A 14,127-nucleotide genomic window follows, 5' to 3' on the forward strand; every position below is an offset into this window, starting at 1 on the left:
CTACTTCTTCAAGTTACTTGAGTATAATACCGCCATATCGCGAAAATCACAGACCACACTCAGTCAAAGAGTGTTTCGAGAGTTTAATTTGTTAAGTTACCGCCACAGCTTCCACGCTGGCAACCATGCTGACGTGGTAAAACACATCGTTCAAAGCCTCATTCTTGATGCACTAAAGCAGAAAGATAAGCCGTTTGTTTATCACGATACCCACTCGGGTGTGGGACGTTACGATCTGACTCACGAATGGTCTGAGAAAACGGGCGAATACAAACAAGGCATCGCGCGCATTTGGGATAACTCAAACATCCCTGAAGAGATCGCAAGCTACATCGACTCAATCAAAACGTTGAACAACGGTGAGAATCTACGTTACTACCCAGGTTCACCGCGTGTTGCACGTGCGCAAATTCGCCCGCAAGACCGCATGGTTCTAACTGAGCTGCACCCAGCCGATCACCCGCTACTAGAGCAAGAGTTCCACCGCGATCGTCAAGTAAGCATCTACAAAGAAGATGGCTTTAAGCGTCTGAAAGGCAGTCTGCCACCGCAAGAGCGTCGTGGTTTAGTGCTGATTGACCCACCATACGAGCTAGCGAAAGAATATCGCGACGTCGTGCAAGCGATTTACCAAAGCCACAAACGTTGGGCAACGGGCATCTACGCGATTTGGTACCCAGTCGTAAACCGCCATGACATCGAAGACATGATTGAAGGTTTAGAAGGGCTTGGCATTCGCAAAATTCTGCAAATCGAATTGGGCGTATCTCCAGACACCAACGAGCGCGGCATGACTGCATCGGGCATGATCGTGATTAACCCACCGTGGAAACTGGAAAGCCAGATGAAAGAAATTCTGCCATTCCTGCAAGAAGCGATCGCGCCAGCAACGGGTCACTGGAAAGTCGACTGGATCGTTCCAGAATAAAAAACACTGAATTTCATAACCTTAAAGCGCAACGATGACCTCGTTGCGCTTTTTTTTATTTATTTTCTAAAAAATTTTCGCCTGCGCTTCGTCTTTTCTTTTTTGCCTGCGTCTTAGGGATGTAAACAAGCTAAAACATAGAGAGAAATGACCATGCTTAAAGTTATCAGTTTTAAAATTTGCCCATTTGTTCAACGCGTAACTGCGGCACTAGAAGCAAAACAGATCCCTTACGAGATTGAATACATCAACCTAAAAGACAAGCCACAATGGTTCCTAGACATCTCACCAAACGGTCAAGTGCCTGTGATGGTGACAGAATCTGGCACGGCACTGTTTGAGTCTGATGCGATTATCGAATACATCGAAGACGAATACGGTCCGTTAGAGCAAGGCGTGACAAACGAACAACGCGCACTAGACCGAGCATGGAGCTACCTAGGCTCTAAACATTACTTGGCACAATGCGGCACGATGAGCAGCAAAGACCAAGCAACCTTTGAAGAACGTGCAGAGAAACTGATCAAAGCGTTCCAAAAAGCAGAAAACCAACTGTCTGGTGAGACCAAGTTCTTCAAATCCGATGAACTAAGTAATGTAGACATGGCTTGGCTGCCGCTTCTGCATCGCGCTGCCATCGTCAAAGCGCATTCTGGTTACGACTTCTTCTGTGGTCTCCCAAAAATGCAGGCATGGCAAAAGCACATCTTAGAATCAGGATTAGTAGAGAAGACTGTATCGGAAGACTTCGCGCAGCTGTTTAGTGATTTCTACCTAACCAACACTTATCTTGCGGACGGCAAAGACGTGCAAGCCCAGTCAGGCTGTGGTACATCAAGCTGCTGCGGCTAATGGTTTTCCCTTCCCCTGAGGATGAAAAACACCAAGCGGAATAGCGCCTTATTCCGCTTTACTATCCTTTCATCGCTATTTGTCATAAGCAATGTCACTTTTTCCCATTTAGGAAATTGCTAGACTCGATTTATGATAGGGACATGGAATTAACAACAATTCCGTTGGGCTGTTGAGTTCATCACCCACCACCCCAATGTAATTATTGTCAGACAAAATTAATAAGCTCTTGGAGAAAGTAATGGCGACTCATTTTGATTATATCTGTATCGGCGGCGGCAGCGGCGGGATCGCATCAGCAAACCGTGCAGCAATGTACGGTGCTAAAGTAGCGCTTATCGAAGCTCAAGACCTTGGCGGTACCTGTGTAAACGTTGGTTGTGTGCCTAAGAAAGTGATGTGGCACGGTGCGCAAGTTGCAGAAGCAATGAACCTGTACGCAGAAGACTACGGCTTCGATGTAGATGTAAAAGGTTTCGACTGGAGCAAACTGGTTGAGAGTCGTCAGGCTTACATTGGTCGTATCCATCAATCTTACGACCGCGTTCTTGGCAACAACAAAGTAAACGTGATCAAAGGCTTTGCTAAGTTTGTTGACGAGAAAACAGTTGAAGTAAACGGTGAACACTACACAGCGGATCACATCCTGATCGCAGTGGGTGGTCGTCCAACGATTCCAAACATCCCAGGTGCAGAATACGGCATCGATTCAAACGGCTTCTTCGAGCTTGCTGAGCAACCAAAACGCGTTGCAGTGATCGGTGCAGGTTACATCGCGGTAGAAATCGCTGGTGTTCTGCATGCGCTTGGCACAGAAACGCACCTATTCGTTCGTAAAGAATCACCACTACGTAGCTTCGATCCAATGATCATCGAAACGCTAGTAGAAGTGATGGACGCTGAAGGTCCAACTCTGCACACCCACTCTGTTCCAAAAGAAGTGGTAAAAGAAGCAGATGGTAGCCTAACTCTACACCTAGAAAACGGTGAGAGCCAAAACGTTGATACCCTAATCTGGGCAATCGGTCGTCACCCAGCAACTGACACTATCAACCTAGCATCCACTGGCATTGCAACGAACGATCGTGGCTACATCAAGGTAGACGAATACCAAGAAACTAACGTGAAAGGCATCTACTGTGTAGGTGACATCATGGAAGGTGGTATCGAGCTAACACCAGTGGCTGTTAAAGCGGGTCGTCAACTTTCTGAGCGTCTGTTCAACAACAAACCAAACGCGAAGATGGACTACGATTTGGTACCAACCGTGGTATTTAGCCACCCACCAATCGGCACTATCGGTCTAACGACTCAAGAAGCAGAAGAGAAGTACGGTAAAGACAACATCAAAGTCTACACGTCTGGCTTCACTGCGATGTACACAGCGGTTACTAAGCACCGTCAACCATGTAAGATGAAGCTAGTATGTGCTGGCGAAGAAGAAACGGTTGTTGGTCTTCACGGCATCGGCTTCACCGTTGATGAAATGATTCAAGGCTTCGGCGTAGCAATGAAGATGGGCGCAACCAAAGCAGACTTCGACTCTGTTGTGGCTATCCACCCAACAGGCTCTGAAGAGTTTGTGACGATGCGTTAATCACGCGCGAATCGCTTTGCTGATTTAAGCAGATAAACAAAAAGGGTCATCAATTACTTGATGACCCTTTTTCTATTCACGTTTTAAAACGTTCGGGGGTATTTCGGAGCCGTTTGCGCGTTTACTTAACTGCGCGAACCAATTCAGCAATACCTTCCCAATCGCCGTTGTCCATCATAGCGGTTGGCACCATCCAAGTACCGCCACACGCTACAACCGATTTCAGCGCTAGGTAATCTTCCACGTTAGATGGGCTTACACCACCAGTTGGCATGAATTCCACAGGGTAAACCGCCGTTAGTGCTTTAAGCATGTTTACGCCGCCTGATGGCTCAGCAGGGAAGAACTTCAGGGTACGTAGACCCATTTCCATCGCTTGCTCAACCAAGCTTGGGTTGTTCACACCCGGTACGATTGTCACGTTGCGTTGCTGACAGTATTTCACTGTCGTTGGGTTGAAACCTGGGCTCACGATAAAGTCCACGCCCGCTTCAATCGCGATGTCCACTTGCTCTGTTGTCAGTACTGTACCAGCACCGATCAGCAGTTCTGGGTACGCTTCACGCATGATGCGGATCGACTCAGCCGCCGCTTCAGTGCGGAATGTTACTTCCGCACATGGTAAACCGTTTTCTACCAACACTTTTGCCAGTGGCAGAGCGTGTGCTACATCGTTGATTGCGATAACTGGGACGATTTTGATTTCTCTTAATCGTTGTTCAAGTGTTGTCATGGGTAACCTCTAAAGAATAAAGCTTAATGTTGCTACGATAATAAATGCGATACCACCAAGTAAAGTTTCCATTACCGTCCAAGTTTTTAGCGTTGTTTTCTCATCCATCTCTAGTAGACGAGATACTAGCCAGAAACCAGAGTCGTTGAAGTGAGAAAGCACTGTTGCACCACCTGCAATCGCGATAACGATAAAGCATAGGTCTAGCTCGCTCAAACCAGTTGATGCTGCCACTACTGGCGCGATAAGTGCTGCAGTTGTCGTTAGTGCCACGGTTGCTGAGCCTTGAGCAACACGCAGACAGGTAGAGATAACAAACGCAGCTACGATCACTGGCATACCTGTGTCAGTCAGAACGTCTGCTAGTGCATCACCGATACCACTTGCACGCAGTACGCCACCAAACATGCCGCCCGCACCTGTTACTAGGATAACGCCACAGATCGGAGCCAATGAGTCGCCACACAGCTTCTCAAGTTTTGCCATGCCGTAGTCTTTCGCGAATACAGCAAGAGACACAAGCAGAGTAATCAGAAGTGCTACTGGCGTTTTACCTAGCATACGTAGGAACTCAACCAGTGCTGTTTTGCCATCAATCACACCCGCAACTGCTAGCGTGTTCAGTACTGTGTCTAAACAGATTAGCAGTACAGGCAGCACTAGGATGGTCATTACTGTGCCAAATTTTGGCAGCTTAGATTCATCAACTTGTGTTTCACCGTTGAAGAACGCTTTTGATAGTGGGATATCGAATTTCTTGCCCGCGTACAGACCAAATAGGTAAGCGCCTAGGTACCAAGTTGGGATAGCCACTAGGATACCAACAACAAGCAGTAGACCAATGTTTGCGCCTAGGAATTCTGCTGCTGCAACTGGACCTGGGTGCGGAGGAACAAAGCCGTGCATTACTGCGAATGCACCCGCTGCTGGTAGTGCGTATTTGATTGGCGAACCACCAAAGCGTGCTGCCACACTTAGGATGATTGGCATCATTACCACTAGACCAGCATCAAAGAAGATTGGGAAACCGAACAGTAGTGAAGCCACACCCAATGCAAATGGTGCGCGCTCTTTACCGAAGCGTCCAATCAAAGTATCTGCCAGCACTTGCGCACCGCCAGTTACTTCCAAAATCTTACCGATCATTGCGCCAAGACCAACCAGCAATGCTACTGAAGCCAGTGTGCCACCAAAACCACTCATCATGGTTGGGACAACTTGGTCAGAAGAAACGCCAGTCGCAATCGCAGTACCTAAACTCACCATAGTTAGGGAAGCGAAAGCGTGCACTTTTAGCTTAATAATCAATACAAGTAACGCCGCAATCGCGAGGACTGCAATCGTTAATAGGAACGTAGGGTCTGGAGCTTGGGTTAGCTGTTCCATGGGTTCACCTTTAAAAATTATTGTTTGTGTTGTGGTTCACATTTATTTGAGTTACCGGTAACATGTTACCGATAACATGAATAAGATAAACCCATATTTTAAAGTGAATTCAAAAATTGAGATCACGCGCAAATTTGTTATGAGGATAAGTTATGGCTGGTAGTAGTGTCGTCGTTATGGGCGTTTGTGCGAGTGGCAAAACCACAATTGGTGAGCACTTGGCGAAAAAGCTGGGACGTAAATTCATTGATGGTGATGATCTTCACCCACGAGCAAACATTCAGAAGATGGCGTCAGGTCAACCTCTGAACGACGACGACCGCAAACCTTGGCTAGAACGTATCCGCGACGCTGCTTATAGCTTAGAAAGCAAAAACGAGCACGGCATTATTGTCTGTTCGGCACTAAAAAAGATTTATCGTGACCAAATCCGCGAAGGCAACGAAAACGTGACCTTCCTTTTCCTAGATGGCAGCAAAGAACTGATCCTTGAGCGTATGCGTGCTCGCCAAGGTCACTTCATGAAAGAGAACATGGTCAACAGCCAGTTCGAAGCCCTAGAGCGCCCAGAAAATGAGCCTCGCACCATTTTCGTCAGCATTGACGCTACCATCGAAGACGTTGTGTCGAATGCCGCTGAGTTAATCCTAGTGCAAGACGAGGCAATGGCATGACTCATCAAGTAATTTTAGACGTTACTCAACGCTTAGTTGAGCGCAGCCAAGAGGCGCGTGCGGCGTTTCTTGCTCGCACTGAAGTCCAAGCAGAAGCAGGTAAAGGTCGTGTCGGTCTGTCTTGCGGTAACTTGGCTCACGCTGTTGCAGCATCATGTTCTTCAGAAAAGAAAAGCATTCTGGATTTCACTCACTCGAATGTGGCGCTAATCAGTGCTTACAACGATATGCTGAGTGCCCACCAGCCTTACCAACACTACCCTGATCAAATCAAACAAGTGCTGTCTGGTTACGGTCACACTGCGCAAGTCGCGGGTTGTGTTCCGGCAATGTGTGATGGCGTGACTCAAGGTCAAGCGGGCATGGACATGTCACTGTTTTCTCGTGACTTAATTGCTCAATCAACAGCGCTTTCACTGAGCCACAACGTATTCGATGCGACCTTGCTTCTGGGTATCTGCGACAAAATCGCACCGGGACAATTGATGGGCGCGCTGTCTTACGCACACCTACCAACGGCGTTTGTGCCAGCAGGTTTGATGGCAACGGGCATCAGCAATGAAGAGAAAGTCGACGTTCGCCAAAAATACGCGGCGGGTGAAGTAGGCAAAGACGCACTGCTTGACATGGAGTGTCGTGCTTACCACTCGGCAGGCACGTGTACCTTCTACGGCACGGCAAACACCAATCAGCTTGTATTTGAAGCTATGGGTTTGATGCTGCCAGGTTCGGCATTCATCCATCCACATACTGAACTACGTAAGGCGCTGACCGATCATGCAGCTCTGAAAATTGCGGCTATGAATGCAGGTTCAGCAAACTTCCGTCCATTGTCTGAAGTTGTCACAGAAAAGAGCCTGATCAACGGCATTATTGCGCTGTTGGCATCGGGCGGCAGCACCAATCACACTATCCACATGTTGGCTGTGGCACGTGCAGCAGGTTTGATTCTGACATGGCAAGACATCAGTGACTTATCTGAAGTCGTGCCACTATTAGCGCGCGTTTACCCGAACGGTCCAGCAGACATGAACGCGTTCCAAGAAGCGGGCGGCGTACCTGCGCTATTGCATCGTTTGGACGAGGCAGACTTGCTTCACCGTGACGTGAAACCGGTATTCGGCGAATTCGAAGACCAAATGACGCTACCAACACTAGTCGACGGCAAACTGACTTGGACACCATGTGATGGCAGCCAAGACGGCGAAGTGATTGCTGCGCCAACGCAAGCTTTCCAAAACACTGGTGGTACTCGCGTACTTAACGGTAACTTGGGTAAAGCGGTGGTGAAAGTGTCTGCGGTGAAAGAAGATCAGCGCATCATCGAAGCGCCTGCAATCGTATTCCAATGCCAACACGAAGTGGAAGCAGCGTACAAACGCGGTGAACTAAACCAAGACTGCATCGTGGTTGTAACGCACAACGGTCCTGCTGCGAACGGCATGCCAGAGCTACATAAACTGATGCCAATCCTCGGCAACGTGCAGAAAGCGGGCTTTAAAGTCGCGCTAGTGACGGACGGTCGACTATCGGGTGCATCCGGTAAGATTCCATCAGCAATCCACGTTTCTCCAGAAGCAATTCGTGGCGGCGCGATTGGCTTGGTGCGTAATGGCGACATCATCCGCGTTGACTGCCAAACTGGCGAGCTGAACAACCTAAGCGATGTTACTGGTCGTGAATTGTTAGAGATGGATACTGAAGCCAAGCAACAGACTTGGGGTCGTGGTTTCTTTAGCGTGATTCGTCAGAGCGTTTCGAGCGCAGAAGAAGGCGCAAGCTTTATTGTTTAGGACGGGAAGAAAGACCCCGTCATTCCGACGAGCCTAAGCGAGATCAGGAATCTAATATCAAAGTGCTGTGAAGCGAGAGGAAACACCTCTGCCACAGCACTTTTTGTTGGTAGATTCTGAATCATGCTCGTTCCTCGCTGTTCAGAATGACGATATCTAGGATTCAGGCAAAGAACATCAAGCCGTCTTCATCACCACAACCGCAGCAATCACCACGAAGATACCAAACCAGCCAATCGGCTTAAGCTGTTGTTTGAACAGCAAAGCGCCACCAATCGCGGTACCTAAAATACCTATCGCACCCCAAGAGGCGTATGCGATCGCAAGGTCGATTTCTTTTACCGCTTGAGCAAGCAAAGTAAACGCCGCCATCACCAAGACAATCGCAGTGATGCCCCACCCTTTGTGCTTAAAGCCTTTAGAGCGAGTCAGTGCCATGTTCGCCATGATGTCGACCAACGCCGCCATAACAACAAATCCGAATGAAACAGTAAAAAATTGGCTCATGATTAACACCTCGCATTTGATGAGCTTGGCAACTCATCTTTCTGTTGAGGCTGACCGTGTGATTCGCCGAGCGTCACACACACGATACCGACTACCGCCAGCGCCAAACCAAGCAACTGCTGCGTGCTTAAGTTGGCATCAAACAAAACGATAGAAACTAGGGTAATCAAGGCGATACCCAAACCTTCCCACGTTGCGTACGCGACACCGATAGAGATTTTCTTTGCCGCTTTCGACAAGAAGTAATAGGAAATGGCGATCAGAACGTACATCACCAGATAGCCTTCCCACGCATTACTTTCACCAATAAACGACATCGTACTGGTACCGGCAACTTCGGCAACGATGGCGAGCAATAAAAATAGACGTGCAATGAGCATGATTCATCCTCCCCAGAAATTAAAAAACTGCATAACGGAGAATGGTGAACGTCCTTTAAGAATCAGACATTCAAAGAATTGATAAGATAAAAAGAGCCGCTTCTCCTGACTATTTGTAGTCAGATTAGCCCTTCTTTAGTAAAACAGACAGGTAATTGAGATATTCATTTTTGAATATCTAAAAAGGCAGTTTGCCTATCCGATCACGTTAATGGTGTATTGAGGGTTTGCTGCACCACTTGGTGCAAATGGCGGTGCAATGGGTGGTTACGGTAGGTCTGTAAATACCCCCCAGAAACAACAAATTGGCTGAACTCTCGGTTGACCATCGGCATAGGATAAGAGGCAAGCTCATGCATCAAGTGCGCGGTGCTTTGGCTGGCGTACATGATGGCATCGGTCTCAAGCAGCATTTGGCAAGCGACGCGCAAGTTGTAGGATTTAAGTAGTACGACCGGCTCGTAACCCATTCGGCGATATTCTGACTCCACCGTGCACAGCGGATTGTAGGATGCTGGTGCAGGCAAAGAGACCAGTGGCAATTCCGACACCGTATCCCAATCATTGCTGATTTGCGACAACGTCGGGTGGTCTTTACGCGCCAAAATCACTCGCTTTTCAACAAACAATGGGCGCATATAGATGTCTTTCGACAACTCGGTTTCTTGGTCGAGAATGCAGTAGTCGTGCTCGCCCTCTAACATCTCGTCTTGGGAATAAATGTTCCAACTTGAGAAAGCGAACGAGGCTTGAGGGAAGGCTTGATGGCAACCGCGCAATAAACGCTGACCTTGTTCGTCCATCAAGTAAGGGTCAGTCACTATCGCAATCTGACCTTGGTATTCGAGTGGGTCAAAGTCCGAAAACTCCTGCACTACTTTTTCTAGCGGCGACAGCATGTTATCGAACTCCGCCGCTAAACGAATCGCCATTGGGGATGGCTCTACCCCGTGGGCTTTACGCACAAACAGCGGATCATCAAACACATCTTTAAGTTTCATCACACCACGGCTGGCACTGGGTTGCGAAATGCCAAGCTGCATCGCCGCCAACTTGATACTGCGGTTATCCACCACGGCTTTAAGTAAGCGCATTAAATTCAGATCTAACGCATCAAGTTGATGTGGCATGCCCGTGTCCTTATCAGAAACGAATGATGAAAAATAAACGTGAGTGAGTTAGACGCTTTCGCCCGCCGTAATTTGGTAGCCCATGTCGACTTTGGTCTCTGTTTGCTCTTCACCCTTTAGGCGTGCAATCAGTAACTCGGCACTTTTCTCACCAATCTCGAAACGCGGTGTATCCACACTAGTCAGTTTCGGGCTAATAGTTTGCCCGATGTCTAATGCGTTGTAGCCCACCACCGCAAGTTGATCTGGCACTTTGATGCCACGTTGCTGAGCACTCAACAAAGTACCAATCGCGATGTCGTCGTTGGTGCAAAATACACCATCAAGTTCTGGGTAGGTTGCCAGTGCGCGCTCCAGTAAATCATGCGCTAACGAGAAGCTTGAGTGATCGCCCGTTAGCACGTGCTTTGGCTCCAATCCAGCTTCTGTCATTGCGCGATCATAGCCTTGCATACGCAATTTAGTACGCGTATCCAAGCGAGCACCGAAGTAAACAATAGTACGTTTGCCCGACTCCAACATACGTTTTACAACGCTATAAGAAGCGTCTTCGTGATCCATACCAACCGCCATATCAATCGGCTGCTCTGGCAGTTCCATGGTCTCTACCACAGGAATACCTGCGTTTTTGATCATCTGCAAAGTGCGTTGAGTATGGTGGCTTTCGGTTAGGATTAAACCATCAACTTGGTAAGAAAGCAGCGACGCGATTTTGCGTTCTTCTTCCAGTTCGTCATAACTAAAGTGCGCAAGCAGTGTTTCATAGCCATTGGCTTTAGTGACCGTTTCAATGCCCTGAACAAAAGACGCAAAAATTTGGTTGGACAGTGAAGGCAGTAAAATACCAATCGCTTTACTGGAAGACTTCGACAACATCGCCGGAGCACGGTTTTCAATGTAGCCCATCTCTTCAATTACAGCGGCAATTTTCACTCGTGTTTTTTCTGCCACTGAGTCTGGATTGCGCATGTAACGCGAGACGGTCATCTTTGTTACGCCAACTTTGTCTGCGACATCCTGCAATGTCGTTCGTGCTTTCTTATTCTGCTGAGCCATAAATATCTAATTTATCAGTAATGTTACTAGTAACATTATGACGAATAGACTCCTCGTCGACAAGCTTAGTAAAAACCATCCACTACATCATTAATAAAATCATAACCTTAGTGCTTAAATAACCATCAAGATGCAAACTAAACATTGTGACTCAAAGCCGAATAAATAAATGACATTAATATTGAGTTTCTTATAAGATAACGCACCTAAAACAATAAGATATAAAGCACCGTGCAGTTAGGCTCCAGCGAAACCCAGATTTACTATCACCTGCTTGATCTGGACGACTCTCAAAAGCAGCAATACCTCAAAGAATTGCAGCAGAGTCAGCCTGAGCTTTACCTCCAAGTCGCCCCTCTTTTAGCCAGTGAAAACGAAGAAGAACACCTCACAGAGTTGCTCGGCTTCGGCGCTAGCTTGGCCACCACACAAGAGGTCGACCTAACAGGCGAAGTGGTCAGCAAGTACCGCCTTACCCATGAGTTAGGGCGTGGAGGTATGGGGGTCGTGTATGCGGCACTGCGCGCTGACGAGACGTTCGAGCAAGACCTTGCGATCAAGTTCATTCAAACCAATCTCAGTAATGTATTAGGTAAACGCGCCCTGTTTGATGAAGCTCAGCTTCTGGCTCGCTTAAACCACCCTTACATTGCCAAAGTGTTTGATGGCGGCTTGCACGGTGATTCGGTTTACATCGTGATGGAACGCGTTTTTGGTCAGACTCTAGACACGTATTTGTTGCTCACGCCAATGGAAGACGATGACAAGTTATTGCTGTTCAAGCAGATTTGTCAGGCAATGGAACACGCCCACCAGCATCAAGTCCTGCATGCGGATCTTAAACCAGAAAACATCCTAATTGATCGCAATAAACGGCCAAAGCTGCTCGATTTCAACCTGACACAAAAGGTGCAATCAAGCAGTGATGATTCGTCTCCCGCATTGATTGCCTTCAGTGAAAAATACGCCAGTCCAGAGCAACAAGCCGGACAGTTTTTAACCGAGCAAAGTGATGTGTATTCACTGGGTAAGATTCTGGCGTTGATGTTTCCTGATCAGCCCATGTGGTCAGACATTTATTGGGTGGTGAGACGCGCGACGCGAGCGAAAGCAAAGCAGCGCTACCTCAATGTTCGGGCACTGCGCCAAGATATTGAATGTATTTTGGAACGACGCCCGATAGAGCAAAAGAAGCACTGGCCGCTGTACAGTACGCTTCGTTTGGTACAACGCCGACCGCTGCCATCGGTGTTGTCCGCGATCTTAGTGTTATCAGGCGTGCTATTTGGTAACACTCTGATTCAAAAGAACATACAACTGCAACAAGAGAAGAAGATTGCAGAAGACATCATGTACGAAGTGACGCGCCTTGTCTTTCACGCCAAGGGGCAAAACGTCGAGCATATGTCCGTCAGTGCCATGATGGAGCTGACACGTAGGCGGATTCTGTCTAACCCAGATATCCCCAAACACATAAAACAGAAAATGTTGTTGGCGATGATGACGCCGGTGCCAGAGAAGCACCTTACAAAATCAATAAGTTGTCAGCCAAATTGTGCACCAAAGGACCGCACTCAACAGTAAGGCTAAACACGAAAAAGGCTTAAAATTTAAGATGTACACACGTTCCGTTGCGATCTGGCTATCGGCTTTAGCGATAGCACCAGCATGGGCGAGCTCCACTTCTACGACTCCGTCGGCAGAAGCGACAGCGCCTACCATAAAGCAAGGTTTCTTCATCGATTCACCGGTGACTGGTTTGTATTACAAAACCAGTTCCAACCTATCTGGCCACACCGATAAAGGCGCATTTCAATATCGCCCTGGTGATGTCATCAGCTTCTTCCTAGGCAATGACGATAACGGCTACTTGCTCACGACGATGTCGAGCCAGGAAGTGCTTACTCCGACGATGGCGACCACCAAGCCAAGTCGCAGCATCAACATGACCCGCTTGTTGCTCTCTCTCGACAGCACACCAGAAAACCGCCAAGAAATCGTACTGGCTAACAAGGTGTTATCCGACCCTGCCTTCCAAGCGCAACTCAAGCGTCTTGATCTCAACTTCTTAGATGACGCAAAACACCAATTCAATTTGGATTGGGTTTCGGTACAAGAAGCGGTTGAACACTTGAATGAAAGCCAACGCTACATCGAAAAGAACTTCGCCTCAGATGAAGTCATTTTCGAGCCTCGTGATGTGCGCTTTAAGAACATCATCATCAAGAAAAAGGATTGGCAAGGTCGCGCCTGCGCGTTCGATATTCGCTACCAACATCACCCGCGTTACCGCCCACCGATTGGTGAGGTCAACTTTACCATTACAGAAGAGAACCTAATTCAGCACCCAAGCATTGGCGACTACTTCCAAGGCTGTTTCTTGGCTCTCAATCAAAGCGTCACCGAAGACATTATCGAACCAATTGAAAAGTTCTCAGAGTGGGAGAGCTTTGTCGGCTGCGCGGATACAGGTTGCAACCGCAATGACCTAAATGGCTTCTCGCTGGAAGATTATGATGATGAAGGCGACTGGAAATATCGCTCGGTCGCACTCAACTTCGATCCAAATACCCAACTGTTGATGGAAAAAGTGCAAGGCTTGGGGCCAAATGAACACGTTAAGCACCATAACCGCACTGAAATGCTGTGGTTTACCTATCCTGATTCGGTTGATAACCAAATTGCCTACCAAGGCGTGTGGCAGCAAACTCAATACCTACAAGACTCGATGAAACAATCGTGTCTTCTAATGCGCCATAACCAAGTATTGCGTTTACCTGTCGATGCCGTTAAATGCCCTACAGATATCAGCCTATACACCCAAGACGTCACTAACGAATACTTAGATATGTGGTGGGTCAACAACGATCAGGAAAACGCCGAATTAGCACAGATGAACGTGATGGTTCGCTGGTCACCCGCCCCTTCAGAAATCAACTACACCACGTGGGAATACCTGCCAGCAGGCAAAACGTGGGAGCAAGGCATTTTGTATCGTTACCAGCAAGACATCAGTCGTAATCGCGATGGCTCTGATCGTATCGAAACCCATTCTATCTCTGAGTTTGTAAAAGTAAGTGAGGACGTATAG

At 47.9% G+C, this 14,127-nt stretch carries 13 protein-coding genes; 7 read left to right on the forward strand and 6 right to left on the reverse strand.

Annotation, left to right across the window (positions count from 1 at the left end):
• The first annotated feature begins 88 nt into the window (after positions 1 to 88).
• The 3 genes from ATB78_RS04625 (at position 89) to gorA (ending at position 3,377) form a co-directional block, all read left to right on the forward strand.
• Complete coding sequence (locus ATB78_RS04625; protein WP_005434590.1) at positions 89 to 928, forward strand: 23S rRNA (adenine(2030)-N(6))-methyltransferase RlmJ; 840 nt, start codon at positions 89 to 91, stop codon at positions 926 to 928.
• A gap of 147 nt (positions 929 to 1,075) precedes the next feature.
• Complete coding sequence (locus ATB78_RS04630) at positions 1,076 to 1,780, forward strand: glutathione S-transferase family protein (protein ID WP_179946991.1); 705 nt, start codon at positions 1,076 to 1,078, stop codon at positions 1,778 to 1,780.
• 241 nt (positions 1,781 to 2,021) lie between these two features.
• Positions 2,022 to 3,377 carry a glutathione-disulfide reductase gene (gorA, locus tag ATB78_RS04635; RefSeq protein WP_061007921.1) on the forward strand — a complete coding sequence of 452 codons (1,356 nt, stop codon included), beginning with the start codon at positions 2,022 to 2,024 and terminating at the stop codon, positions 3,375 to 3,377.
• A 121-nt stretch (positions 3,378 to 3,498) separates the two neighbouring features.
• Here gorA and ATB78_RS04640 read toward each other — a convergent pair whose 3' ends face one another.
• Entirely contained in the window at positions 3,499 to 4,110 is a 612-nt protein-coding gene (locus tag ATB78_RS04640; RefSeq protein WP_005430025.1) for a bifunctional 4-hydroxy-2-oxoglutarate aldolase/2-dehydro-3-deoxy-phosphogluconate aldolase, read from the reverse strand.
• Between the two features lie 9 nt (positions 4,111 to 4,119).
• Entirely contained in the window at positions 4,120 to 5,496 is a 1,377-nt protein-coding gene (locus ATB78_RS04645; protein WP_005434597.1) for a GntP family permease, read from the reverse strand.
• 152 nt (positions 5,497 to 5,648) lie between these two features.
• Between ATB78_RS04645 and ATB78_RS04650 the strand changes: the two genes are divergently transcribed.
• Complete coding sequence (locus tag ATB78_RS04650; RefSeq protein ID WP_005434599.1) at positions 5,649 to 6,170, forward strand: gluconokinase; 522 nt, start codon at positions 5,649 to 5,651, stop codon at positions 6,168 to 6,170.
• Positions 6,167 to 7,963: a phosphogluconate dehydratase gene (gene edd / locus ATB78_RS04655; protein ID WP_061007922.1), complete on the forward strand. Its 1,797-nt coding sequence runs from the start codon at positions 6,167 to 6,169 to the stop codon at positions 7,961 to 7,963. The genes ATB78_RS04650 and edd overlap by 4 nt, the downstream gene beginning before the upstream one ends.
• Before the next feature lie 177 nt (positions 7,964 to 8,140).
• Here the strand turns inward: edd and ATB78_RS04660 are convergent, their stop codons facing one another.
• The 4 genes from ATB78_RS04660 to ATB78_RS04675 all read right to left on the reverse strand — a co-directional run bounded on the left by ATB78_RS04660 (position 8,141) and on the right by ATB78_RS04675 (position 11,036).
• Positions 8,141 to 8,470 (reverse strand): SMR family transporter, encoded by a 330-nt coding sequence (locus ATB78_RS04660; protein ID WP_061007923.1) that lies wholly within the window; start codon positions 8,468 to 8,470, stop codon positions 8,141 to 8,143.
• Positions 8,471 to 8,472: 2 nt separating this feature from the next.
• A complete protein-coding gene (locus tag ATB78_RS04665; RefSeq protein ID WP_005430013.1) occupies positions 8,473 to 8,850 on the reverse strand; it encodes an SMR family transporter in 378 nt (125 codons plus the stop codon).
• 203 nt (positions 8,851 to 9,053) lie between these two features.
• On the reverse strand, positions 9,054 to 9,980 hold the full coding sequence (locus ATB78_RS04670) for a LysR family transcriptional regulator (RefSeq protein ID WP_045413954.1): 927 nt from the start codon (positions 9,978 to 9,980) through the stop codon (positions 9,054 to 9,056).
• A gap of 48 nt (positions 9,981 to 10,028) precedes the next feature.
• Positions 10,029 to 11,036 (reverse strand): LacI family DNA-binding transcriptional regulator, encoded by a 1,008-nt coding sequence (locus ATB78_RS04675; RefSeq protein WP_047512689.1) that lies wholly within the window; start codon positions 11,034 to 11,036, stop codon positions 10,029 to 10,031.
• 231 nt (positions 11,037 to 11,267) lie between these two features.
• On the opposite strand from ATB78_RS04675, the gene ATB78_RS04680 reads away from it, so the two are divergent.
• Entirely contained in the window at positions 11,268 to 12,620 is a 1,353-nt protein-coding gene (locus ATB78_RS04680; RefSeq protein WP_061007924.1) for a serine/threonine-protein kinase, read from the forward strand.
• Between the two features lie 31 nt (positions 12,621 to 12,651).
• Entirely contained in the window at positions 12,652 to 14,127 is a 1,476-nt protein-coding gene (locus tag ATB78_RS04685; RefSeq protein ID WP_061007925.1) for a hypothetical protein, read from the forward strand.

The organism is Vibrio sp. CUB2 (genome assembly GCF_001557945.1).
In the GTDB taxonomy this organism is placed as follows: Bacteria; Pseudomonadota; Gammaproteobacteria; order Enterobacterales; family Vibrionaceae; genus Vibrio; species Vibrio owensii.